This is a genomic window from Bifidobacterium [indicum] DSM 20214 = LMG 11587, assembly GCF_000706765.1.
In the GTDB taxonomy this organism is placed as follows: Bacteria; Actinomycetota; Actinomycetes; order Actinomycetales; family Bifidobacteriaceae; genus Bombiscardovia; species Bombiscardovia coryneformis.
Map to the genome: position 1 here is coordinate 176,574 of NZ_CP006018.1, position 24,140 is coordinate 200,713.

16 protein-coding genes and 1 tRNA gene are annotated in these 24,140 nt (G+C 62.6%); 10 read left to right on the top strand and 7 right to left on the bottom strand.

Annotated features, from left to right (window positions below; all coding sequences use genetic code 11):
• The first annotated feature begins 52 nt into the window (after positions 1 to 52).
• From BINDI_RS00610 to BINDI_RS07405, 3 genes are all read left to right on the top strand, one after another.
• Positions 53 to 1,747, top strand: coding sequence for a DEAD/DEAH box helicase (locus tag BINDI_RS00610; RefSeq protein ID WP_033491729.1), 1,695 nt, complete (start codon positions 53 to 55; stop codon positions 1,745 to 1,747).
• Positions 1,748 to 1,893: 146 nt separating this feature from the next.
• Positions 1,894 to 2,748 carry a DUF4190 domain-containing protein gene (locus BINDI_RS07035; RefSeq protein ID WP_148301943.1) on the top strand — a complete coding sequence of 285 codons (855 nt, stop codon included), beginning with the start codon at positions 1,894 to 1,896 and terminating at the stop codon, positions 2,746 to 2,748.
• Between the two features lie 360 nt (positions 2,749 to 3,108).
• Positions 3,109 to 4,149, top strand: coding sequence for a hypothetical protein (locus BINDI_RS07405; RefSeq protein ID WP_148301944.1), 1,041 nt, complete (start codon positions 3,109 to 3,111; stop codon positions 4,147 to 4,149).
• Between the two features lie 98 nt (positions 4,150 to 4,247).
• Here BINDI_RS07405 and BINDI_RS00630 read toward each other — a convergent pair.
• A tRNA-Ala gene (locus BINDI_RS00630) sits at positions 4,248 to 4,320 on the bottom strand.
• A gap of 165 nt (positions 4,321 to 4,485) precedes the next feature.
• On the bottom strand, positions 4,486 to 5,193 hold the full coding sequence (locus BINDI_RS00635; protein ID WP_033491724.1) for a DedA family protein: 708 nt from the start codon (positions 5,191 to 5,193) through the stop codon (positions 4,486 to 4,488).
• A 308-nt stretch (positions 5,194 to 5,501) separates the two neighbouring features.
• Between BINDI_RS00635 and BINDI_RS00640 the strand changes: the two genes are divergently transcribed.
• The gene (locus BINDI_RS00640; RefSeq protein WP_033491723.1) at positions 5,502 to 6,941 is read left to right on the top strand and encodes a GH1 family beta-glucosidase; all 1,440 of its coding nucleotides are present in this window, start codon (positions 5,502 to 5,504) and stop codon (positions 6,939 to 6,941) included.
• A gap of 87 nt (positions 6,942 to 7,028) precedes the next feature.
• On the opposite strand, the gene BINDI_RS00645 is transcribed toward BINDI_RS00640, so the two are convergent.
• Entirely contained in the window at positions 7,029 to 8,588 is a 1,560-nt protein-coding gene (locus tag BINDI_RS00645) for a dolichyl-phosphate-mannose--protein mannosyltransferase (RefSeq protein WP_033491722.1), read from the bottom strand.
• Between the two features lie 202 nt (positions 8,589 to 8,790).
• Between BINDI_RS00645 and rsmI the strand changes: the two genes are divergently transcribed.
• A complete protein-coding gene (gene rsmI, locus BINDI_RS00650; protein WP_052109107.1) occupies positions 8,791 to 9,777 on the top strand; it encodes a 16S rRNA (cytidine(1402)-2'-O)-methyltransferase in 987 nt (328 codons plus the stop codon).
• Between the two features lie 62 nt (positions 9,778 to 9,839).
• Here rsmI and BINDI_RS07610 read toward each other — a convergent pair whose 3' ends face one another.
• Positions 9,840 to 10,229 (bottom strand): variant leucine-rich repeat-containing protein, encoded by a 390-nt coding sequence (locus BINDI_RS07610; protein WP_237742950.1) that lies wholly within the window; start codon positions 10,227 to 10,229, stop codon positions 9,840 to 9,842.
• The gene (locus tag BINDI_RS00660) at positions 10,229 to 10,951 is read right to left on the bottom strand and encodes a hypothetical protein (RefSeq protein WP_052109106.1); all 723 of its coding nucleotides are present in this window, start codon (positions 10,949 to 10,951) and stop codon (positions 10,229 to 10,231) included. Before BINDI_RS00660 ends, BINDI_RS07610 begins: the two co-directional genes overlap by 1 nt.
• Before the next feature lie 189 nt (positions 10,952 to 11,140).
• On the opposite strand from BINDI_RS00660, the gene metG reads away from it, so the two are divergent.
• Complete coding sequence (gene metG / locus BINDI_RS00665) at positions 11,141 to 13,015, top strand: methionine--tRNA ligase (protein ID WP_033491719.1); 1,875 nt, start codon at positions 11,141 to 11,143, stop codon at positions 13,013 to 13,015.
• 337 nt (positions 13,016 to 13,352) lie between these two features.
• Positions 13,353 to 16,373, top strand: coding sequence for an HAD-IA family hydrolase (locus BINDI_RS00670; protein WP_052109105.1), 3,021 nt, complete (start codon positions 13,353 to 13,355; stop codon positions 16,371 to 16,373).
• Between the two features lie 67 nt (positions 16,374 to 16,440).
• On the opposite strand, the gene BINDI_RS00675 is transcribed toward BINDI_RS00670, so the two are convergent.
• The gene (locus BINDI_RS00675) at positions 16,441 to 17,487 is read right to left on the bottom strand and encodes an alpha-arabinofuranosidase (protein WP_033491741.1); all 1,047 of its coding nucleotides are present in this window, start codon (positions 17,485 to 17,487) and stop codon (positions 16,441 to 16,443) included.
• Between the two features lie 116 nt (positions 17,488 to 17,603).
• Here BINDI_RS00675 and BINDI_RS00680 point away from each other — a divergent pair, with 116 nt between their 5' ends.
• From BINDI_RS00680 to gnd, 3 genes are all read left to right on the top strand, one after another.
• A complete protein-coding gene (locus BINDI_RS00680) occupies positions 17,604 to 18,560 on the top strand; it encodes a TatD family hydrolase (RefSeq protein WP_033491717.1) in 957 nt (318 codons plus the stop codon).
• A gap of 333 nt (positions 18,561 to 18,893) precedes the next feature.
• Entirely contained in the window at positions 18,894 to 21,227 is a 2,334-nt protein-coding gene (locus BINDI_RS00685) for a KUP/HAK/KT family potassium transporter (protein WP_237742975.1), read from the top strand.
• A 140-nt stretch (positions 21,228 to 21,367) separates the two neighbouring features.
• Positions 21,368 to 22,834, top strand: coding sequence for an NADP-dependent phosphogluconate dehydrogenase (gnd, locus tag BINDI_RS00690; protein WP_033491716.1), 1,467 nt, complete (start codon positions 21,368 to 21,370; stop codon positions 22,832 to 22,834).
• 160 nt (positions 22,835 to 22,994) lie between these two features.
• Here the strand turns inward: gnd and BINDI_RS00695 are convergent, their stop codons facing one another.
• Positions 22,995 to 24,029 carry a LacI family DNA-binding transcriptional regulator gene (locus BINDI_RS00695; RefSeq protein ID WP_033491715.1) on the bottom strand — a complete coding sequence of 345 codons (1,035 nt, stop codon included), beginning with the start codon at positions 24,027 to 24,029 and terminating at the stop codon, positions 22,995 to 22,997.
• Positions 24,030 to 24,140 lie beyond the last annotated feature (111 nt).

A 24,140-nucleotide genomic window follows, 5' to 3' on the forward strand; every position in this document is an offset into this window, starting at 1 on the left:
GATGTGCCCGTCGTATTTCCCACTCGAAAGGCCATCCTTGACATCTCACGTCATGCCTGAAACTGAAACTTCAACTACCGCAGGGTCCAAGGCCGGCACGACCTTTGCCGACCTGGGCGTTCCCGATGCCCTGGTCAGGGTGCTCGCAGCCGATGGGAAGACCGAGGCCTTCCCCATCCAGGAGGACACCCTGCCTGATTCCCTGGACGGACGCGACATTCTGGGGCGTGGCCGGACCGGATCCGGCAAGACCCTGGCATTCACGATTCCCCTGGTGGCACGCCTGGCTCTCGACGAGACCACCCTGCCGCAGGAGTCCAACGACTCCGACCGTGGCCGGGGCCGGAAGAACGTTCCGCATCCGAGGGGTCTGGTCCTGGCTCCCACCCGTGAATTGGCCAACCAGATCGATGAGGTCCTGACGCCCCTGGCCAATGCCTACCACATGAGGACCTGCACCGTATACGGCGGGGTTAAGCAGGGCCGGCAGGTCGATGCCCTGAAGCGCGGAGCCCAGATCGTCGTGGCCTGCCCGGGCCGCCTGGAGGACCTCCTCCAGCAGAGGGTGCTCTCCCTGGAATCCGTCAGCATCGCCGTTCTGGACGAGGCCGACGAGATGGCCGACATGGGCTTCCTGCCTGCGGTCGAGCGCATACTCACCCAGGTGAGGCCCGGTGGTCAGCGTATGCTCTTCTCCGCAACCCTGGACCATGGGGTGGATGCCGTGGTCAAGCGCTTCCTCAAGAACGCCAAGGTCCACGAGGTTGATTCGGCCACCCAGCAAGTGGACCAGATGACGCATCACATCTTCGAGACCACTCAGGACGCCAAGCACGACCTGGTCCGCCGTCTGGCCTCGGGCAAGGGCAAGCGCATCCTTTTCACCCGCACCAAGTTCCAGGCCAAGAAGCTGGCCAAGAACCTCATCACCAATGGCATCCCGGCCGCCCAGCTGCACGGCAACCTCTCCCAGAACCAGCGTGACCGCAATCTTGAAGCCTTCTCCAGGGGTGACGTCCGCGTACTGGTGGCCACTGATGTGGCCGCAAGGGGTGTTGACATCAGCGATGTGGATCTGGTGGTCCAGGTGGATCCGCCCGCGGACCCCAAGTCCTTCCTGCATCGTTCCGGCCGTACGGCCCGTGCCGGAAAAGCCGGTGATGTGGTCACCGTGGTCCTGCCCAACCAACGTCGCGACACCAAGCGGTTGCTCCGGATGGCCCATATCGATGCCAAACCCGTTCACGTCACGGCCTCCTCTCCCGAGGTCGGGGAACTCGTAGGCGCTGTGGCGGATCCCATTCAGGGATGGTCCCTGGAGTCCTCAACCCCAAGTCGCTCCGAAGGGGGTCGCAAGGAAGGCTCCCGCGGCCGCTCGTCGGGAGGTCGGGGTCGCTCGCGTGACCGTGACCGTAATCGTGACCGTGGGCGCGATCGTGGTCAGGACAGGAAATTCCGCGATGGTGGTTCCCGTCGAAGGGGTGACCGTTCCGGACGTTCGCGCAGGGAAGATGACTTTGCAAACCAGGAAGGCCCCATCGATGCCCGCACCCGTAGGGGTCGTGGAGGGAACCGCCGGGGAGACGGGGCGGCCTGGTCCGACGGTTCCGGACGTGGCCAAGGTGGCCGCAGGGGTGGCCGGGGCGCTGGCAGTGACAGGGCCTCCAGCAGGTCGGGTGGCTTCCAGCATGGACCCCATAGGCATCGCAGGGACTCCAACCCCTTCCGCTCCTCACGTAGCCGCTGATTGTACCAGAGGAACCGGGGCCTGCCCATTGGCCCCGGTTCCTCTGCGTATAGGGACCTGGTAGCATTGCAACTCGTGACCGGATTCGGTCACCGGAACAAAAACCGATGAGCGTGTCAAGAGAGACGCGCTGGGGAGAGAGAATAATGGGCGAAGATTCGCACAATTTTGATAACCAGGGATATGGCAGCCAGAATCCAGCCGATTCCGACGCACCCACCTACCCGGCAACAGGTGCGGGTCAATATGGGTATGGGCAGGAGTCTTCGGCTCCTATGGCCGGAGAGGCCTACGGGCAGCCCGCCTATGGCGCTGATCCCGTCCAGTATCCGCCTCAGGGCGACCCTCAGTTCAACGGTCAGCCCCAGGCTGCTCCGAAGGACGACTCCTACAGCGGCATGGCCATCACCGCCCTCGTTCTGGCCTTCCTCCTGCCTCTGGTTGGCCTGATCCTGGCGATTGTCAGCCTGGTCAAGTTCAACAAGGGGGATCGTCGCAAGGGCAAGGGCAAGGGCATGTCGATCGCGGCCCTGGTCATCTCCATTATCATGATGATCGGCTCCAACATCCTCGTCTACAACGTCATGAACAAGACGATGGATCAGGTCTCCCATTCAATCAGCCAGTCAGTCGGGGGAAGCAGTACTGGTAAGTACAAGAACATGCAGGACTGGATCGACAGGTCTCCTGATGTGCAGGAGTTCTACTCCACTATGGGCGGACAGCTCAAGCAGCAGAACGTCACCGCCACTCTGAAGGCCGATGGGGACGAGAAACTCGTCATCGACCTGAGCATGGAACTGCCTGAAGGGCAGGAGATTGACAGCGATGCCGCCGATCAGATCCTGGACCAGCCGGCTCTGAATACGAACATGACACAGCTGGCCAAGGAACTCAAGAAGGAGGGCTTCAAGCACCCCACTGTCGAGGTTGTCGTACACACGGCAGACAACTCCTTCAGCGCCAGCCAGGTCAACGATGAGAATGGCAAAGTGTCCTGATTGAATTTCTGAGAGGCCGGGCATACCACACTGGTTGTCCCGGCCTCTTTCATATTACCGATGGTAGTATTGCCATATGGCCGCGTGCATCGGCGTATCCGGTGCTCAGGTGCTTCCGGGGTTGTGCATCGAATGGTGTGCAGGAGAGGGGAAACCAAGGAAGCTGGTTTGCGCCGTCTTGACGGTAGGGGAATAAATCCGTCGATGTCCGCCGCTCCTGACTGGGCCGGTTTGGGCATCCTGCTGTTCGCTCTGTATACGCAGTACGGGCAACCTGATGCCTGTGGCAGTACCTGTGATGGAAACAGCTTGTTGCTCCGATTGTGATTCACATCGTGGCACTGGCGGAAAGAGAAGCAGATGAACAACGATTCGACCATGGACCCGCAGAACATCAATGCCGGGGCGAATGATGCCCAAGGATTGACTGATTCCGGCAGTGTCCCGGCGACCACTTCCAACCTGGGGGCAGAGCAGCAGCATGCCTCTTCTGTCGAATCGGGTGGGCAAGTGTCCGATGATGCCTATACGTGGGATTGCCTGCCTGCCTCGGAAGGGGAGGGTGCCCGACTTGATGCAGTGGCGGCTGATTCGCGGCCCGCAGCTGTGCAGGCTGGTTCAATGCCTACGCCCCCTCCGGTCAATTCGCGACCGGCTGCCCCTCAGGGTGAGCCACGGGTCGGGGCTCCTCAGGCCAACGCCCCGCAGGCAGGCTCGAATGTCAGCGGCCCCCATGCCGCTTCCCGTCCTGCTGTTCCTCAGGGCCAGGGACGGCCCGCCGCCATGCCGCATACTGCTCCGGTAGGTGCGCAACCTCAACCTGGGTATCCACAGGTTGCCCAGCCTGGCGGTCAGCGCTTCCAAGGGCCGCAGAATGGAGCGGGTCCTGCTCCTTTCGTACCCAATGCGGCAAGGCCTGCCTATCCTGCACCGGGTCCTTACCCGGCCCAGGCTCCATACATGGCTCAGAACCCTTATATGGGTCAGCCCCAGCAGGTTGCGCCGCCTGACGACCAGGAGAGCAAGGGGGCCAGTGGTCTCGCCATCACGTCACTGGTGCTGTCCCTGACTTGTTGGCCAATTGCCTTATTTGTCGCGCCTATCAGTTTCTTCACCGCGAAGAACAAGGCCAGCAAAAGACTTTCACAGGTCGCCTCGGCGCTCTGCCTTGTCTGGCTGCTCATCCTTATCTTCGTCGTATGGGGGCTGGTTACTATGGACAAAGAGCATAGGAAGCAGATATCGGAAAAGACCAGTGAGAGCAATTCCCAGAGCGTCTACGACGATAGTAGTAGCGAGTTGACTTCTGACGACGACTGGGAGAGCGGACTCCAGTATTCCGAGCATACTGAAGTAGAACCCATCTGTGACCTGAGCAATGGGTTGGAGTTTGCTGCCTAGAGGCAGTCGGCCAGGCATGGTTGGCGCGGTCGGTACTTATGTTGCCGGCCGTGCTGATCAGGAAGGTGCCGGAATCGGCTGATTGGCCAAAGGCCCTGTGGAGCTGAGGGTAGTCGAAACCCCGACCTCTTCGATGCGAACGAAGCGCTCTACCAACTGAGCTACAGCCCCAATCGTTGCCCGACCCTAGCCGAACAACAGAGGCTACTTTAGCGCGGGCTCCGCCCAAACGCAATTCGGGGCCGGAAGGCACCGAGAGGTGGCCGCGGCCCCAGATGGTCCAGCCAGGTACAGTAAGGCCCCGCTTATGCGGGGCCTTACTTGATTGTGCTGTTCCTACCGGATCTGGTCGGCCGCTTCTTCTGCCGATTCCGGTTCTGCTGTTCCGACATCCTCGCGTTTCCTGCCGAATCTTGCCTTGAGGAGCCCGATGACGGTGGGGAGGACGGAGATAACCAGGATAAGGATGATGACCAGTTCGAAGTGCTCCTGAACGGCCGGAATTCCGCCGAAGAAGTAGCCAAGAAGGGTGAAGATGGTCGACCAGATCAGGCCACCAAGGATGCTGAAGGGGGTAAACCGCCGCCACTTCATGCCTGAAATACCGGAGATGAAGGGCATGAAGGTCCTGATGAAGGGGAGGAATCGGCCCAGCACAACAGCCAGGGGTCCCCACTTGTCAATCAGATTTTCGGTCTTGGCGATACGCTCCGGTGTCAGCGATTTGACCTTGCCGGAGCGGACGATGGCCCGCCCGAAGAAGTGCCCGATGAAGTAGTTGCTCTGGTCGCCGATGAGGGGGGCCAGCCATACGATGGGCAGGAGGATGTCCAGCCTGAGCCCGCTGGAGGGATCGTGCGCGAAGACCCCTGCCGCGAAAAGGAGTGAGTCGCCGGGCAGGAAGGGCATAAAGACCACGCCGGTCTCTATGAAGATGATCAGAAAGATGAAGGTGTAGGTCGGCCCCAGTCCCATGGCGATCCACCCGGCAATGGCACTGCGGGGGTCCCTGAGTAGGTTCAAGAGCCAGTTGATGACACCCATGTATAAGACACCGTCCTGTCAGTCGAAGTCCTCGAAATGCAAAACCGACTCATACTCTAACAAGGCGTCCTCCATGTCCGCTGATTTCGGTGCATATCCTTGCCGGGACAACACAACCGGCCGCTTCTCCGGGCGAAAGGAATCGAAATTTGAGACTCGGAGGCCTGCTCGGTGGGACAATGGGCCGCGAGGTCGATGCTGCGCTGATGAAGACGTCGCATCGATTCCATGGTTGAAACCGATCGGCCCTCCGGTTCCAGGTACAAGGACGATAAAAGGGCTGGCACTGTCAAGGAAGAGGTGTGTGCATGAGCGAGACGAGTAGGTTTGCATTCCCGTCGGATTTCACCTGGGGGACGGCCACAGCCTCCTTCCAGGTGGAGGGGGCCACCAGGGAGGAGGGCCGGGCGGATTCCATCTGGGATACCTTCTGCCGGGAACCGGGGAGAATCCTCGACGGGTCGAACGGGGATCAGGCCTGTGACGAGTATCATCGCTACCCCGAAGACATCGCCCTGATGAAGGAGATGGGGGTGGGTGCCTACCGTCTCTCCGTTGCTTGGCCCAGGATCTTCCCCAGCGCCCGAGGTGGGGTGAATCAGGCCGGGTTGGACCATTACCGCCGGGTCCTCGACATGCTCCGTGAGGAGGGCATCAAGCCGGTGGTGACCCTCTACCACTGGGATCTGCCCCAGTACCTTCAGGATGCAGGAGGTTGGGCCAACCGGGACACGGCCAAGCGGTATGCGGAATATGCCGGAGTCCTTGCCGGGGCCTTCGGCGACTCCGTCGATACCTGGACCACCCTGAACGAGCCCTGGTGCACGGCCTATCTGGGGTACGGGAACGGTGTTCATGCACCGGGGATACGGGACTATGACCAGACCCTGGCAGCCGTTCATCACCTGAACCTGGCCCATGGGCTGGGGGCCCAGGCCATCCGAGCCGAGCTGGGCGACAAGGCCCGTGTTTCGGTCACCTTGAACCTGCAGGTGACTCGGGCCCAGTCGCAGAGCGAAGAGGACCGTGCGGCCAAGATCAGGGCGGACCTCTTTGCCAATGAGGTCTGGCTCGGCCCCATGCTTGCCGGGACCTATGACCCGCGCATCAGGGAGGCGGCCCAGGGGGTCACCGACTGGAGATTCGTCCAGGAGGGCGATCTGGAGACCATCCACCAGCCACTCGACGTGCTCGGTATCAACTACTACTCAACCACGTACGTGCAGGCCAGCCATGGTGAAGACAGCCCGGCCAGGGCGGCGGTCGGTCCCCAGGGAAGCCTGCCCGACCAGGAGGCCAATGCCATGCCGGCCCAGGAGTCGGTGGAGACCCTGCCGCCCCGAGGTGAACTGACGGCCATGGGTTGGAATCAGGAACCCCAAGGTCTGACGGACCTCCTGCTGGAGGTCTCCCGCCGATTCCCGGACCTGGACTTGATGGTGACCGAGAACGGTTCCGCCTGGGAGGATGAGGTCAGCCCCGATTCCTCGCAGGCCAAAGGGAAGATAGTGCATGACCCGAAGCGGGTGGTCTATCTGGAGCAGCATATCGGAGCCGTGGCCGATGCCATTCGGGACGGGGCCAGGGTAACCGGTTACTTCGCCTGGTCCCTGCTTGACAACTTCGAATGGGCCCTTGGTTACACCAGGCGGTTTGGGCTGATCCGTGTGGAGTACCCGACCCAGGAACGAATCTGGAAGGACTCCGGTCTCAGGTACGCGCAAATCGTCAGGGATAACGCCATCTAGACTGTGGATTTCCGGTCAGGCCCGCTACGTTCTCCGACCCGATGGCAGGTTCTCGGGTCGGAGAACGTAGCGGGCCTTGTTGATGGACTATATCCAGCTGGGCAGCCACATATGGATGCGCCAGAACCAGTAGGGAACCGGCATCGCGGTCCAGAGGGGGTAGAAGAAGAGCGAGGTCAATCCAATGATGATCAGTGTCGTCCACATCATCTGCCGATAGAGCGTGCGGCTGATGTTGTGGCGGGCCCAGTTGGCCATGTAGCAGATTCCCAGCACCATCCAGGGCAGGATGATGATGGAGTAGAAGGTGAAGGTGGTCCGGTTCAGGTACTGGTACCAGGGGAGCCACCCTCCTATGAGGCCGGCCATGGTAGCCCAGAGTCGCCAGTCGCTCCTGTCGGCGCGCAGGCAGAGACCGATGCCGAGAACGATGCAGATGGAACCCAGCCACCAGATCAGGGGGTTGCCCAGGGAGGTGACCGCCACGACGCACGGGGAGTCCGGGCTGATGGCGCACAGGCCGGGGTGGTCGGTGAGCTTCTGCCAGTAGAAACTGGTCGGCCGTGTCTGCAGGGGCCAGGTCAGCGGGCTCGACATGTAGGGGTGCGCCGCATCCAGGGTGGTGTGGAACCGCCACATTTCGCGGTGGTACTCGACCAGGGATCGCAACCCCTCGGGCAGCCAGGTCAGGCCCTGTCCGGGGTGGCTGGCCGCCCACCCATGCATGTAGGAATCGTCGTGCCTGAACCATCCGGTCCAGGATGCCAGATAGGTGCCGGCCCAGATGGGGATCATGACCAGGGCTGCGGGAATCCCGTCCTTGAAGATGCCGGCCTTGAACCAGCCTCCATAACCGACCTTATGCCGCTCCCAGGCGTCCCAGATTACGGATATCAGGGCAAAGGCCGCGAAGAGGTAGGCGCCGGACCACTTGGTGCCGGTTGCCAAGCCAAGGAAGATGGCGGCCCAGGTTCTCCACCAGGACCAGGCGATGAAGGGACCGGTGGTGTCGGTGTACAGGGCCTTGTTGTCCTCGTCCATCTCCTCCGTGAGCCAGGGGATGGCGGTGCGGACCCGGTAGTGAATCTTCTCGATTCGCCAGTCCACCCGCCAGGAGGCGCGAAGTCGGGCCCGGGCCCAGTCGCGGTGCCCCAGGAGGCAGAGGAAGGCGGCCAGGGCGAAGATCATGAGGAAGTTGTCCAGGAGACTGGTGCGGCTCATGACGATGCCCAGGCCATCGATGGACATGAGGAAGCCCGCCATCATGGCGATGGGCAGGTTGCGGAAGAGCCTGAGAGCCACCCTGCAGAGAAGAAGAATGGCGATGGTGCCGGCAAGGGCGGTGGCGGCCCTCCAGGCAAAGGGATTTTCGGCCCCTCCGAAGAGTTTCAGCCCCAGGGCGATGCACCACTTGCCGACAGGTGGGTGGACCACATATTCGGCGGAATTCAACCACTGGTTCACATTGCCCTGGGCAAAGGCCTGGTCGATGGGGATGTTGCCGGGAGATAGGGTTTTGGGCCAGTTCCGGGGTTCTCCGGTCTGCAACATCGCCCAGGAGTCCTTGACGTAATAGGTCTCGTCGAAGACGATGGCGTGTGGGGTGCCGAGTCTGATGAAGCGAAGAAGGCCGCCGAAGAGGGCCATGAGGGCACATCCCAGCCATTCTCGCTGCCGTACCGTCAGGTTCTGCAGGCTCCGGACTCCGCGCAGCTGTCGGAACCGCCGTCCGGGTATGGGTAGAGAACCCATGCGACGGGCGGCACGCCGGCCATGTCTGGCGGAGTGATGCTGCGAAGAATAACTGACGGTGGCTGTCATCATCACCAAGAGTAGGCATACTGGAAGCATGATGAGGCATGAAGAACAATCTCTTTCCCGGACCAACAAATCCTTGCCGGAAAAGGGCGTGGCGGCGGGTACGGAAGCGGAGGGCAAATCCGCCTATGTCCCCGGCGGAACCCTGGTCCTCGCGGCCACTCCCATAGGCAATGTCGGCGACGCCTCCACCCGGTTGGCCGCCCTTCTGGAGTCGGCCGACCTGGTGGCTGCCGAGGATACTCGCCGGCTCTACGACCTGGCCAACAGGTTGGGTGTACGGGTATCGGGGCGGGTGGTGGCCTACCATGACCACAACGAGGACCACATGGCCGACCCGATTCTTGACCAGGTGTCCGATGGGGCCTGCGCCCTGGTCGTCTCGGATGCTGGTATGCCCACCATCAACGACCCGGGTATGTCCATTGTCCGGCAGGCCATCAAACGGGGGATTCCCGTTACCTGCGCACCGGGGCCCAGCGCCGTCCTTGATGCCCTGGCCCTTTCCGGACTGCCCACGGACCGATTCTGTTATGAGGGATTCCTGCCCAGACGCCACAGTGAACGTCTCCGCCATCTGCGCTCGCTGCGGAATGAACCGCGGACCATGGTCTTCTACGAGACCACCCACAGGATTGACCAGGCCATGGAGGATTTGGAGGAGGTCTTCGGTGCGGATCGACCCGTGGCCCTCTGCCGGGAGTTGACCAAGGACCATGAGCAGGTTCGGCGGGGGACCCTTGCCCAGATTGTCGAATCCCTGACCCAGGACCCGCCCCGGGGCGAGATGGTCCTGGTGGTGGCTGGTGCCGACCCCGACCAGGTCAGGGCGGAGAGTCCTGAAGTCCTCTCGGATCAGGCCCTGGCTGTCTTGGCCAAGCGGCGGGCCGACGAGGAGGGGATCAGGATCAAGGATGCCATCGCTCGGGTGGTGGCCGAGCATCCACTGCCGGACGGTTCCCTTCCCAACCGCAAGAAGGTCTACGCGGCTACCCTGGATGACCGCCAGGAAAATTAGGGAGCGGCGACCGTGGCTTGCGGTCGAAAGTGATGCGGTCGGCGCCTGGTACGACCGCATCCTTATGAGTTCCCGAGGAGGATATCAAGGGACCGTTTGACCCCAGGGCCTCCGAGCTGGGAAACGGTTTCCAGCAGTGCCGGGGTGGCGGCCGGATTGGCGGCCAGCCAACGGCGTAGTTCGGGGTGATTCCGGGCTATGGACCAGAGGACCTCCGGTGGGGTATCCGGGTCGGTGGCCATGGCGGGAGTGGGTACCAGAGGCGGTTCCGGAGGCCCGGGTCCGGGACTCCTGTCGGGTTGGGCGTAGGTGGCCCTGCCGACCGCTGAAATCCTCCCGGCCCTGTTCTGATGATTCCTCCCGCGACGGTTATTCAGGTGGCCTCGGCCCAAGAGGGTTGAGAGCGGGGTGGCCCGGCGACCGGACCCCTGCCGATGGTGGCGGCCGGACATCAGAGGAGGTCCTTCAGGTCCGTGAAGATTCGCACTCCAGTGGCGTGGCCGGGCCATCGGGGGTTGGCGGACAACAGGTCCAGGCATTCCGGGCAGCTGATCCGGTAACGGTCCATGAGTTCAAGAATCCGCTCCTTGCGGGAGAACCCGTTAAGGGGGTCGGCCTCCTCACAGGCCAGGTCACAGGCGGTCCATAAGGGGGAGGTCACCCAGAGTTCGCCCACCCGCATCAGGTATTGGGGGTTGAGCTTACGGTTGTGGGGCCGGAGGGGGCGTCCCAGGACTGGTGCGCGGAAGTGGGAGTTGGAGATGATGTCGAGTGCCTCAGGGAACTCTCCGCTCATCCAGACCCAGAGGGCCAGGGACCCGCAGGCGGCCGCCCCGAAGGGGAGTAGGGGGTTGACGATTGAGGCCCGACCGAAGATGCCACCTGCCGCCTCGTTCAGATAGCAGGTTGACCTGTCGAGGACGGTGACGATGCCAAGCCGGACAAGCAGGGCAAGGCTCAGTCGCCCAGGCAGGTCGTCAATGTGTATCAGCCCTGGCTGTGCGGGGAGAGCCGGCGTATCAGGGGGCGCGTCGGCAGGGCCGGTTGCGGTTCCCTGGTGTGCTCCTGTCCCCCTACCTGACCTGGTTGCCGTTCCGGTTGATTGGTTGGAGGCAAGATTCGCCCCGACTGGTGACAAGGTCCGGTTTCCCCCGAAAACGTGTTCGCGAGTCATGGCCACGACCCTACGGAGGATTACAGGGCGGTTCGAAGGTTGCTTGAGGGAAGGGCGGTTGTGGATAAGTCCGGCGGCAAAAGTGGCTGCGGTGTACGGAACGAGGCAGGGAAGAAACCGTGTGGATGAAAGGCTGAAACGCACGTCGGGACCGCCCGGTTGTAGGCCGAAAACGATACCCTTGCAACTATGAGTCATATTCTTGTTTCCGTCGCCTGGCCCTACGCAAACGGGCCCCGTCATATCGGTCACGTGGCCGGATTCGGCGTACCTTCCGATGTATATGCCCGATATGAGCGCATGAAGGGCAACGACGTCCTCATGGTCTCCGGGACCGATGAACACGGCACCCCCATCCTGGTCGAGGCCGATGCCGAGGGTGTGGGCCCCCAGGAAATCGCGGACCGTTACAACCGGGTCATCGCCAAGGACCTCTGCAACCTGGGTCTGAGTTATGACCTCTTCACCCGCACGACCACGGGCAACCATGAGCATGTGGTCCAGGAGCTCTTCAAGCAGTGCCTGGAGAACGGATACATCTACGAGGGCACCCAGAAGGTCGCCATTTCGCCATCGACCGGTCGTACCCTGCCCGACCGTTATATCGAGGGAACCTGCCCCATCTGCGGTGCCGATGGGGCCCGTGGCGACCAGTGCGACAACTGCGGCAACGAGCTGGACCCGGACGAGCTGCTCAACCCTGTTTCCAAGATCAACGGTGAGACCCCCCGCTTCGAGGAGAGCCGGCACTTCTTCCTGGACCTTCCTGCTTTGGCCGAGGCCAACCTTGCCTGGCTGAAGACCCGGGAGGGCTGGAGGAGCAACGTCCTCAACTTCTCCCTGGGGCTCTTCAAGGAGGTCAAGCCCAGAGCCATCACCCGTGACATCGACTGGGGCATACCGGTACCCGTGGATGGCTGGATCGACAACCCCAACAAGAAGCTCTACGTCTGGTTCGATGCGGTCATCGGCTACCTGTCGGCCTCCATCGAGTGGGCCCGCCGCCAGGGTGATCCCGAGGCCTGGCGCAAGTGGTGGAACGACCCGGAAGCCCCCGGGTACTACTTCATGGGCAAGGACAACATCACCTTCCATTCCCAGATCTGGCCCTCCGAGCTTCTGGCGTACAACGGCAAGGGGTCGAAGGGAGGCGAGGCCGGCGGGTACGGCGACCTCAACCTGCCGGAGCAGGTGGTGGCCAGCGAGTTCATGACCATGGAGGGCAAGAAGTTCAGCTCCTCCCGCGGCATCGTGATTTACGTCAAGGACATCCTGGACCGCTATCCGGTGGATGCGGTCCGCTACTACATCTCGGTGGCAGGGCCTGAAACCTCGGACTCCGACTTCACCTGGTCGGAATTCGTGCGCCACAACAACGAGGAGCTGGCGGCTTCCTGGGGGAACCTGGTCAACCGTGTTGCCAACCTGCTCAACAAGGACTTCGGCTGCATCCCCGAGATTCAGGATTCCTGGCTGACGGAGGAGGACCGGGCCCTCCTTGACAAGGGTCTGCAAGCCTTCGATACGGTCGGCGGGCTGATTGAACGCCACCGCCAGAAGGCGGCTCTGGGTGAGGCCATGGGCCTGGTGGGCGACATCAACAAGTACATTTCGGCCCAGGAACCCTGGAAGATCAAGGACGACCCCGACCGTCTGGCTACGGTGTTGCATACCGCCGCCCAGGTCGTCTGCGATGCCAACACCATGCTGGCCCCCTTCCTGCCCCATGCCTCCCAGAAGGTCTACGAGGCCATGGGCGGCACCGGTACCTTTTCGCCCCTGCCCCGGTTGGAAGAGGTGGAGGACCTGGATAAGCCGGGCTTCACCTACCCGATCATCACCGGTACCTATATATTGGGCGAGAATGTGCATCCCTGGTCCCGCGAGGACATCAAGGACGGTACTCCAATTGCCAAGCCCACCCCGATTTTCGCCAAGATTCCCAAGGAGGCCGTTCAGGAGGAGTTGGACCGCTTCCAAAACCAGCTGGATGAGCGCAAGGCGAAGGAACAGGCCAGATTCGAAGCCGAGCAGGCCAAGCTCAAGGAGCGGTCCGAAGGCTGATCGGGCATCCCTGTTTCGGGCCTCGGACGAGGGCATTCGGCTGAGGCCTGTACTGGCTCTGCACGCCATTTGGTCTTGCAGTCAAGGCTCAACCGCAGATTCACAGGTAACTTTTAGGTTTTAGGGGTCTTCCCTTAAGGTAGGGCTGCTTATTATAAGAACTGTCGGTTGAATTACTGGCCGATGGGGTTACTGCAGGCCCCATAATTGAATCCCTTCTTCTCTCTTCTCACCTGGCGGTCTTCCCCGGTCGCCAGGTTCTTTTTTTGCCCGGCGAGGTCCAGATCCTGTTTTGTGGGCTATTGCTCGTCACATGCGAGCAATAGGATTGAGCTTTATGAAAACCACCCGATTCGCCTGTGTCCTCTTCGACCTGGATGGGGTGCTCGTTCCCACCACGAAGCTCCACAAAGAAGCGTGGAAGCAGCTCTTCGATGCGGTCCTGCCTGCTGAATCCGAGCCCTACACCGAGCAGGACTACTACACCTACGTTGATGGAAAGCCCCGCTATGACGGCGTTGATGCCCTTCTGAAAAGCCGGGGTGTGAACCTGGAATGGGGCAGCCCGGATGACGGCCCTGACGCCAAGACGGTCTGCGGGTACGGCAACCGGAAGAACACCACTTTTGAGCGCCTTCTCAATGAAGAAGGCATCCAACCCTACCCTGACACGGTGGATGTCCTGCGCCACCTGACCACCGGGGGAAAGCGCCTGGCCGTGGTCTCCAGTTCCAAAAACACGGCCACCGTTCTGGAGGCCGCGGGCATTGCCGGGTTCTTCAGCACCGTGGTGGATGGGAACACCAAGGCCGAGTTGGGACTCAAGGGCAAGCCCGCCCCCGATACCTATGCCTATGCGGCCAAGCTACTCGGCCTGCGTAACCAGGATGCCATTGTCGTGGAGGATGCCCTGTCAGGAGTGGCCGCGGGCCATGCCGGCAGGTTCGGTCTGGTGGTGGGTGTTGACCGGGGGGCTGGTCATCAGGACCTGCTGGAAGCGGGGGCCGATACCGTTATCGACAACCTGATCGAGCTGGTTGAGGATGACGGGGGTGAGCGCAGGCTCAAGGAAAACCCCGACCTGGACCCGGACCGGTACCCCATTGACGAGTGGAGCTTCACCGAGGTGGGCGACCCTGATGCGGTCAGCGCCACCAACTTTTCGGTGACCAACGGCAACATCGGCGTACGCGGGCAGGGCGACGACACCCGTTGTCTGGGCAGCGGCACCTTTCTGAGCGGCTTCCACGACACCTTCGACATCAACCATCCCGAGGGAGGATACGGGTATGCCAAGGTGGGTCAGCTGATCCAGGGTGTGCCGGATGCCTCCGACTTCACCCTGAAGGTCGACGGGATTCCCCTGACCCACCCCGAGGAGACCAGGCAGCGCCTGGACTTCCGCGCCGGCATCTGCACCACCACCCACCTTTACCGGTTGGACGACGGCACCCGTCTCAAGGTCGATCTGGACCGGATGGCCTGTCTCTTCGACAGGAACCTGGCCGTGTACACGGTCAAGGTGGATTCCCCCGATCGTGACATGACCGTGGTGGTGGACGGAGCCATCAATGCCGACATGCCCCGGCGTTCGGTGACCGACGACCCCCGCAAGTCCCAAATCGTCGACGGGTGCGGTGTGCATGAGGTCCTCGACAATGAGGTGTACCCGGAAGCGGACGGGGACTGCCGGGTTTACCGCTGCAACAACTCCCGCCTGAGTGTGGCCCTGGGTGTCCGGCAGACCCAGAACGGGCAGCCGGTCGATGGCCAGTCCTGGCGGCTGGACATAGGCAGGGGCGGCTCGGCCAGTCTGGTCCGATACGCCGTCTACCAGAGCCATCCCATCCTGCCCCAGGGCACCATCGGCAACGGTCTGGTTGTTCAGACGCGCGGGGAGGGCACCCGGAATCTGGTCGAGGAGTGCCGCGACATCCTCGACAGGGTTGCAGTCCTGGACCTTCAGGAGATGAAGGACCGCCAGCGCGAGTGGCTCGACAGGTTCTGGGAACGTGAGGACATCCGCGTGGGTGCCGGGGACCAGGGCCGCACCCAGCAGCTGGTGCACTGGGAACTTTTCCAGCTCGCCCAGTCCACCGCCCATATAACCAATGGTGTCGGGGCCAAGGGGCTGAGCGGATCCGGATACAGCGGCCACTACTTCTGGGATACCGAGATCTACATTCTTCCCTTCCTGATTTACTCGGACCCCCAAAAGGCCAGGGAGGTGCTCCACTACCGCTACCTGATGCTGCCGGCGGCACGTCGCAGGGCCGCCGCGCTGAACCTGGGCGGTGGGCTCTTCCCGTGGAGGACCATAAACGGGGAGGAATCCTCGGCCTACTTCCCGACCGGTACGGCCCAGTACCATATCGATGCCGACGTGGCTTATGCAGTGGCCCAGTATGTGCAGGTGTGCGATGACCAGGACTTCCTGGAGACCGAGGGAATCGACATCCTGGTTGAGACCGCCCGTCTCTGGATGAGCCTGGGGCGCTACAAGGCCGATGGGCGCTTCCATATCCACTGTGTTACCGGACCGGATGAGTACACCGTCCTGGTGGATGACAATCTGTACACCAATGCGATGGCCAAATTCAATCTCATGGCCGCCTACCGGGCCTACGAGTACCTGCGCAGGAGCCGGGTGGAGATGATCGGTTCCATCCGCGCCCGTCTGCACTTCACCGACGAGGACGCCCAGGAGTGGCTCCGTGCGGCTGAGGCCATGTTCGTTCCCTACGACAACAACGAGGGGGTGCACGCCCAGGACGCCCAGTTCATGGAGCGCCCCATCTGGCACTTCGACCGGTTCACGGCCCGCCCTCTCCTGCTCTACTATCACCCGTTGGTCATATACCGGCACAAGGTGCTCAAGCAGACCGACGTGGTCATGGCCCTCTACCTGCTCAGCTCCTGGTTTACACCGGAACAGAAACGGGCCGATTTTGACTACTACGATCCGCTGACCACCGGGGACTCCACCCTTTCCGCCGCCTCGCAGTCCATAGTGGCCGCCGAGGTGGGCAGGGATGACCTGGCCATGCGCTACTTCCGTGAGTCCCTGTTCACCGACGTGTCCAACCTCCACGCCAATACCGCCGACGGGATTCACCTGGCTGCCTGCGGTGGGGTATGGTCCAGCCTGGTCTGCGGCTTCGGCGGCCTGCGCGACACCGGTGGAACCAGCCTGAGCATCGATCCCCACCTGCCCGAGGACTGGGATTCCCTGTCCTACCAACTGGCCGTGGGCGATACCCGGTTCAGGGTCTCCATAACCAGGCAGGGCGTGGACCTGGAAAGGCTCTCCGGACCTGAAATCGTCGTCAAGGTGCAGGGCCACCCGCGGGCGGTGTGAGATTCGGGGAAGGGAAGTCGGTGCAGGGCGGTGAACTCGCCTTGCCTTACCGGACTTCCCTCGCGTATCAGCGCCTGAACGCCGCCTCCAGGGCCTGGTATTCGGCGGTGGTGATGGGCATGATGGCCCCGTGGCGTTTCTTCAGGTTGCCGTAGTCGATTCCATCCAGCACCTGCCAGTCTCGGGAATCGGTTGAGGCCAGGTTCGCCGACCTGAAAGTCAGATACCCGCGCGCCTCCTCGAACTGGTCGCACATGAGACCGAAGGGCATGGGGCCCCGATCGGGGTCGGCCGCGTCCCGTTCGTTGTACAGGAAGAGTTCCGGACCCTCCAGGTAGCGGGAGGAATATCTGCCGCGACCGAGTATGTCAGTCAGCGAACCCACGTACGACCACTGTTCCGAATCATCCGTGCGGATTACCTCGCCGCTGACGGCATAGGGGTTCCGTGTCCTTTCGATGCTGATCTGATCGTCCTTCGAGGCCCTGTACCACCAGCCGTCCTCGGTCTGGATCATGGTGGTGTCGATGATGTCGGCCCTGCGGTCGATCCACTTGACCGGGGCGCTGAAGGTCCGCAGATCCTTTGAGACCGCATAGTACATGTTGACCGCTTCACCCAGGCTGTTGGCGAGGGGGTGGTCCGGCGGGTCCGAGGCCGCGCGGGTGGCCCAATAGACAATCCACTGTTGTTGCAGGCTGTCCCAGCTGGCCTCCGGTGCCCAGGCCATGCCTGCGCCGGGAATGGCTGAGGCAACGTCCACCAGGCGGGGCTCCCCCCAGTGGATCAGATCACGTGACTCCCATATGACCAGTCCTGTGGACCCGTCCACGGAGGCCTGCTCACTCCACCCGCCGCGATGGTATATGGACAGGTCGGTGGCCAGAATGTGGAAGACCCCGTCGGGCCCCCAGGTGATGAAGGGGTCTCGAACTCCCCGCTCGCCCTGGGTCCAGGTCAGGATGGGGTCCCCACGGCGGCGAAGATCGGTCCAATGGATGCCGTCACGGCTGAGGGCGAAATACAGCTGTTCATCCGTGGCCGCCTCTTCATCTCCTGTGAAATGAACGAATAGGTAGGCCTCGGTTCGGCAATCGGGATTTCCTGTGACCATCACTGTCTCTCCGACTTGTTGGCTGCGCATGTATCCGTGCATCGCTGCACGTCATGATTCTAAACCACGACTTGTGGTTCGCCCGACTGGCCGGGGCGGTTCCTAGACTGTGAACCATGAGCAAGCATCATCGTAATCGCAGCTGGGCACCGGCACCCGAGGCACTTCCCCAGGGAGTCGGCGTCATCGATGACCATACGCACATGTCTGCGGTGATTCCCTTCGCCAGGAGGATGGACCGGCAGGCCCGGGAGCGGGGACAGGATCCGGTCCCGGTCTATGGCGTGGATGAGCAGCTGGAGCAGGCTCGGGCCGTGGGTGTGGTCGGGGCGATCGAAGTGGGCTGCGAGCTGCCCAACCTACAGGCGGCGGTCGACCTGGCCAAGGCCCATCCGGGTGTGGTCCATGCCGCCCTGGCCATCCACCCCAACGAGGCCGTGCTCCACGGTCATCGTGGGGTGCCGGGGCCGGACGGGTTGCCCGTGACCTACAGGCCCTGGCACGATACCTCCTTCGAGGAGGCCATGGAGGAGGTGCGCCGCCTGGCCAAGGGCAACCCGGACCAGGTGGTGGCCATCGGCGAGACCGGTATGGACCTTTTCCGCACCGGGCGGGATGCCATGGATATCCAACGCCAGGCCCTGCGTGACCATATGGCCCTGGCCAAGGAGCTCGGACTGCCCATGCAGATTCATGACCGGGATGCCCATCAGGAGGTCATCGACACCCTCCTGGCTGACGGGGCACCCGAGCGGACCGTCTTCCACTCCTATTCCGGCGATGAGGCCATGGCCCGGGTGGCGGCCGAGCAGGGCTGGTACTTGAGCTTCTCGGGAACGGTCTCCTACAAGGGGAATGAGGGCATCCGCCGGGCACTGTCCGTCGTGGGGCTTGACCACATCATGGTCGAAACCGACGCCCCCTACCTGACCCCGATGCCGTACAGGGGCCGGACCAATGCCCCCTATATGGTTCCCTATACCCTCCGTGCCATGGCCGATGCCCTGGACCTGCCCGTGGAGGAGGTCGCCCGGGCCACGAGGGAAACCACCAGGCGGGTTTACGGGATCTGACCGGCAGGCGGACGGTGAAACGGCATCCAGGGGTGGAGGTCGGGTCCTTTCTGCGGGCGCTCGCTGACACCTGAGCTGAAACCGTCGTGGAAGTTGCACCAAGCGAGGCAAAAGGTGCTACGGTAGTCGTCGCGGTATGCGCGGGAGCCCAGTGTTGCCCGCGTGCGTTCGAGAAGAAGGCTTTGGCCTATGGAGGGCTGTATGGCTAGTGAGCGGCATGAGATGTCGACCGAGGATGGGGCCGAGGGGGCCGAAGAAACCTCTGGCTTATCCGGATCGCCCGAGCGTGACGGCCGGTCGGATCGGATGTTGGAGAGGGAGGAAACCGGGGATATGACGTCCCGGACACCTTCCAGGTCCGATAAGAGGAATGAGACCGGCACGGACCACGAGACGGAGTCCGACAGGGCCGGTGGCGCCCGGCTGGCTTTCGAGCAGGATTCCATCCTTCCCCAGGAGAGCTTCACCAAGGCCCCCAGAATTTCGGCCAAGGCCCGCACCCGCGAGGAGGAGGACGAGCTCAAGCGTGCCCGGCGTGAGGCACAGCGTGAGGCCGCCCGTCAGCACACCCCGCCGCGTGGTCCCCTGGGGCGCTGGTGGCGCAAGGTCCAGGCATCGCCCGACCGGATCAGCCTGGGCATGTGCATCGTGGCCCTGGGAGTGGTATACGGCGATATCGGTACCTCCCCCCTCTACACCTTCCAGACCTTCGTGGCCGGGCAGGGCGGCATCCAGCGCGTGGACCGGGCTGCGGTTCTGGGCATGCTCTCCCTGGTCTTCTGGTCCATCACCCTGATCACCACGGTCAAGTACGTTCTGGTGGCCCTACGGATCGACAACAAGGGGGAGGGCGGCATCTTCGCTCTCTACACCCTGGTCCGTCGCTACGGAAAGTGGCTGGCCATCCCCGCCATGCTGGGTGGGGCCGCCTTCCTGGCCGATTCGGTGCTGACCCCGGCGGTCTCCATATCCTCCGCAGTGGAGGGTCTGAAGACCATACCCGTACTGGAGCCGGTCTTCCGTGAAAACGGGAACCTGACCATGGTCATCACCTTCGTGATCATCCTGGTCCTCTTCGCCGTCCAGTCGCGTGGAACCGAGCGAATCGGCAAGGTCTTCGGCAGTGTGGTCATGGTCTGGTTCGCCTTCCTGGCGGTGATGGGCCTGTACTGCATCGGCAATGACTGGTCCATCTTCGAGGCCCTGAACCCGGTCTACGGCATCCGCTTCCTCTTCAGCCCCCAGAATCCGGTCGGACTGACCATCATGGGCACGGTCTTCCTTTCGACCACCGGAGCCGAGGCCCTCTATTCCGATATGGGGCATGTGGGCCGTGGCAACATCTACGCGACCTGGCCCTTCATCAACATCGCCCTGGTCTGCAACTACTTCGGGCAGGGCGCCTGGCTCCTGCGCAACAAGGACAACCCGGCATTGCAGGGTGTGGACGGGCTCAACCCCTTCTTCCAGATGATGCCCACCACCGTGCGGTACGTGGCGGTCATCCTTTCGGTAACGGCCGGTGTCATCGCCTCCCAGGCCCTGATTACCGGTGCCTTCACCATGGTCTCCGAGGCGACCGGTCTGAACTGGATGCCCCACCTCCAGGTGCGCTACCCGGCCAGGACCAGGGGTCAGCTCTACATTCCGACCATTAACTGGGTGCTCTGCGTGGCCACCCTGACCGTCCTGGTCCTCTTCAAGGACTCCGAGCACATCTCGGCCGCCTACGGTCTGGCCCTGACGGTGACCATGATCACCACCACGGTGCTCCTGGCCGACTATCTCTGGCACGACAAGAAGCGGGTGGGGGCGGTTGTCTTCGCGGTGGTCTTCCTGGCCATCCAGATTCTCTTCTTCATGGCCTCCATGGCCAAGTTCATGCACGGCGGCTGGTTCACCATGCTCCTGACCGCGGCCATCCTGTACATCATGTACACCTGGGACCAGGGCACCAAGGTGGAGCGCTCGCAGCGTCGGCATATGACCGCCAAGGAGTGCCTACCCGCCCTGGACATGCTCCACAACGACTTCCGCATCCCCTACTTCGCCGACAACCTGGTCTACCTGACCTCGGATGCGGAGATGCGGCGCTTGGATACGGACATCTTCTTCTCGATCTTCGCCAATCACCCCAAGCGTGCCCGGGCCTGGTGGGCCGTGTCGGTACAGACCACCGATGCGCCTTACACCCGCAAGTACTCGGTTGAGAACTTCGGTACCAACTACCTGTTCAGGGTCCGGATGAAGTTGGGCTTCAAGGTGGATCAGAACGTGGCCACCTATCTCCACCAGATCATGCATGAGCTGATTGACAGTGGCGAGCTGCCCAAGCAGCCTTCGATCTACCCCAAGGTGGACGAGGATCCCCAGATTGGGACCATCACCTACGTCCTGGTTCACAAGGCCCTGATGCCCGAGTCCAAGATCGACTCCCGTGGAGCCCTGTCGCTGAAGGTCAAGTACGCAATTAGGAAGCTGGCCGGTTCGCCCATCAAGTGGTTCGGTCTGGCCCCCTACAATCCGATTGTCGAGGTCCAGCCCCTCTTCGTCTCCACCCGATCGGTGCCCAAGCTGACCAGGGTCAGGCTGCATCCCCGCAAAACCAAGGCCTCCGACCACGCCGGGCATACGGAGCAAACCCAGGCCCAGCAGTCCGAGGAGTGAGCAAAATCACTGCCTGACCTTCCGACACGGCCTCCCCGGTATGGAAACAAGCCCACCCATATCGGGGTTGAGCCATAGAATTGGCCTGGTGAAGAACCCAGACCCGGCCATGTCCGGGAGGTCGTTCGAAAGGTGAAGTGATGACAGAAGCTCAAGCCAATATCGGTGTTGTGGGCCTGGCCGCCATGGGCGCCAGCCTCTCCAGGAACCTGGCCCGGCACGGCAACACCGTGGCCGTATACAACCGGCACTACTCACGCACCGAGACCCTGATCGGGGAGCATGGCGACGAGGGGAAGTTCGTTCCCGCCAAGACCCTTCAGGAGTTCGTCGGTTCCCTGACCAGGCCCCGCACTGCCATCATCATGGTCAAGGCGGGCGAGCCGACCGACCAGATGATCAACGACCTGGCCGACCTGATGGAGCCCGGCGACATCATCGTCGATGCCGGCAACGCCTACTTCAAGGACACCATCCGCCGCGAGAAGGCGATTCGCGCCCGTGGTCTGCACTTTGTGGGCTGCGGCGTTTCCGGTGGCGAGGAGGGGGCCCTCCTGGGGCCCTCCATGATGCCCGGTGGCACCGATGAGTCCTGGCAGACCCTGGGGCCCATTCTCAAGACCATTGCCGCCCAGGCGGAGGGCGAACCCTGCGTGACCCATATCGGCAGCGATGGGGCGGGCCACTTCGTCAAGATGGTCCACAACGGCATCGAGTACTCGGATATGCAGGTCATTGCCGAGTCCTACGACCTTATGCGCCGCGGCCTGGGCATGGAACCCCAGCAGATAGCCGACGTGTTCGACGAGTGGAACCAGGGCGACCTGAACTCCTACCTGGTGCAAATCACCGCCGAGGTGCTCCACCACACCGATGCCGCCACCGGCAAGCCCTTCATCGATATCGTGACCGACCAGGCCGGCATGAAGGGGACCGGCACCTGGACCGTCCAGACCGCCCTGGACCTGGCCGTGCCTGTTACCGGCATAGGTGAGGCCGTCTTCGCCCGCGGGCTCTCCTCCTCGCCCGAGCTGCGCAAGGAAGCCGAGCAGAAGGGGCTGTCCGGCCCCGAGCCCCAGGCCATCCTGAGTGATCTGGCGGCCGATCCCGACCAGCGCAAGGCCTTCATCGAGGACGTGCGCCAGGCCCTCTACGCCTCCAAGATCGTGGCCTATGCCCAGGGCTTCAACGAGATGCAGGAGGGGGCCGATGTCTACGGATGGAAGCTCGACATGGGTGCCATCGCCCGCATCTGGCGCGGCGGTTGCATCATCAGGGCCAAGTTCCTGAACAGGATCTCGGATGCCTACGCCTCCGGTGATGAGTTCGGGTCCCTCCTCTTCGACCCCTTCTTCAAGAAGGCCGTGGAGGACGCCCAGGATGCCTGGCGTCGCGTGGTGGTCCGGGCCACCCAGGCCGGCATTCCGATTCCGGTCTTCGCCAGCTCCCTCTCCTACTACGACGGCCTGCGCTCCAAGCGGCTGCCCGCGGCCCTGATCCAGGGCCAGCGCGACCTCTTCGGTGCCCACACCTATGGGCGTGTGGACCAGCCCGGCGTCTTCCACACCCTCTGGGCCGGAGACAAGTCCGAGATCAAGCAGGACTGAGCAGCCAGTCCCGGAACCCCTGACGGCCGGGTGTTTCCGGCCGGCCCTGGCCGTAGGGTGTCGTCACGGTTTACGTGATAATGCGGTCGTGTCTTGCCCCGGTCCTCTTCTGGAGACCGGGGCAAGGTCATATGTGCAGGGTCGTCCGCCCTCCTGCGGCCTATCGGCCAAGCATGGTGGATTCCCGCACGTCCAGTCTGAACCTGGCTGTCTGCCGCCTGGGCTTTGTGCGCCCGTCGGGTTGGTTGAGATCATCCAGCAGGATGGAGACGGCCTTGTGGGCCAGATCTTCGCGATCGGTGCTGATGGTCGTCAGTGAGGGGATGTACGAGGCGCTCTCGTTGATGCCGTCGAAGCCGATGACGGCCACGTCCCTGGGGACGGAGATTCCGCACTCATGCAACCCGCGAATCATGCCCAGGGCCATGGAATCCGTGATGCAGAACACCCCGTCGAAGGGGAAGTCCCCCTGGGCGGCCAGGGAGTGGGCCAGGGACCGGGCGGAATCCTCATCCCAGGGTTCGAGCCCTATGAAGGAGTCCGGAGACAGGGTTCTCTTGCCCTCTTCAAGGGCCTCCAGGCATCCGCTCAATCTCCTGGCTGCGACGGAGTTCTTCATGGAAGGTTCGTCGAGGATGGCCAGGTCGGATCCGACAACCCCGATGCGGTGGCACCCTTGGGCGAGCAGATGGGCAACGGCCGTTCTGGCCCCCTCCCGACTTGCGGTCATGACGCTGTCGAAGACCGGCCGGACCGAGGGGTCATCAAGCAGGACGATCGGCTTGCCGTGGGTGAGGGCCTTCATCTCCTCGTTGGAGACATTGCCCGGGCTGAAAATGGTCCCGTCGCAGAGCTGGCTGGTGACCCGCCGCAGAATCGAGACCTCGTCCTCTCGGGAGTTCATGGTCTGCTGGATGATGGCCTGCATGCCGTGGGCGTTGATCTCCCTGGAGATTGCCGCGCTCATCTGGGAGGGGTAGGGTTTGTCCAATTCGAAGATCGCCACCCCTATGACCCCGTTCCGCCCGGACCTGAGGCTCCTGGCCGAAAGGTTGGCGGAGTAGTTGAGCCTCTTCGCAGCTGCCAAGACCTTCGTCCTGGTTTTTTCGGCGATGCGGGTATCCCCCCTGAGGGCATACGAGGCGGTGGCCCGTGAAACATCGGCCTCCTTGGCCACGTCGCTCATTGTCACCATATCGTGCCTCGCTCCAATCTTCCTGCCCATGGATTCTGTGGCCGTGAAGAAAAGTGAATCGTGTCAGGTCACAACTCGATGGTAGTACATCGCTCGGTTTGACACGATTCA

What these genes read in the sequence shown, in the direction of transcription:
- BINDI_RS00670 (WP_052109105.1), top strand. Translation starts at nt 13,353, where the DNA reads ATGAAAACCACCCGATTCGCCTGTGTCCTCTTCGACCTGGATGGGGTG.
- gnd (WP_033491716.1), top strand. Translation starts at nt 21,368, where the DNA reads ATGACAGAAGCTCAAGCCAATATCGGTGTTGTGGGCCTGGCCGCCATG.
- BINDI_RS07405 (WP_148301944.1), top strand. Translation starts at nt 3,109, where the DNA reads ATGAACAACGATTCGACCATGGACCCGCAGAACATCAATGCCGGGGCG.
- BINDI_RS07610 (WP_237742950.1), bottom strand. Translation starts at nt 10,229, where the DNA reads ATGTCCGGCCGCCACCATCGGCAGGGGTCCGGTCGCCGGGCCACCCCG.
- BINDI_RS07035 (WP_148301943.1), top strand. Translation starts at nt 1,894, where the DNA reads ATGGGCGAAGATTCGCACAATTTTGATAACCAGGGATATGGCAGCCAG.
- BINDI_RS00645 (WP_033491722.1), bottom strand. Translation starts at nt 8,588, where the DNA reads ATGGCCCTCTTCGGCGGCCTTCTTCGCTTCATCAGACTCGGCACCCCA.
- BINDI_RS00660 (WP_052109106.1), bottom strand. Translation starts at nt 10,951, where the DNA reads ATGACTCGCGAACACGTTTTCGGGGGAAACCGGACCTTGTCACCAGTC.
- BINDI_RS00640 (WP_033491723.1), top strand. Translation starts at nt 5,502, where the DNA reads ATGAGCGAGACGAGTAGGTTTGCATTCCCGTCGGATTTCACCTGGGGG.
- BINDI_RS00680 (WP_033491717.1), top strand. Translation starts at nt 17,604, where the DNA reads ATGAGCAAGCATCATCGTAATCGCAGCTGGGCACCGGCACCCGAGGCA.
- BINDI_RS00635 (WP_033491724.1), bottom strand. Translation starts at nt 5,193, where the DNA reads ATGGGTGTCATCAACTGGCTCTTGAACCTACTCAGGGACCCCCGCAGT.
- BINDI_RS00675 (WP_033491741.1), bottom strand. Translation starts at nt 17,487, where the DNA reads ATGGTCACAGGAAATCCCGATTGCCGAACCGAGGCCTACCTATTCGTT.
- BINDI_RS00685 (WP_237742975.1), top strand. Translation starts at nt 18,894, where the DNA reads ATGACGTCCCGGACACCTTCCAGGTCCGATAAGAGGAATGAGACCGGC.
- rsmI (WP_052109107.1), top strand. Translation starts at nt 8,791, where the DNA reads ATGATGAGGCATGAAGAACAATCTCTTTCCCGGACCAACAAATCCTTG.
- BINDI_RS00695 (WP_033491715.1), bottom strand. Translation starts at nt 24,029, where the DNA reads ATGGTGACAATGAGCGACGTGGCCAAGGAGGCCGATGTTTCACGGGCC.
- metG (WP_033491719.1), top strand. Translation starts at nt 11,141, where the DNA reads ATGAGTCATATTCTTGTTTCCGTCGCCTGGCCCTACGCAAACGGGCCC.
- BINDI_RS00610 (WP_033491729.1), top strand. Translation starts at nt 53, where the DNA reads ATGCCTGAAACTGAAACTTCAACTACCGCAGGGTCCAAGGCCGGCACG.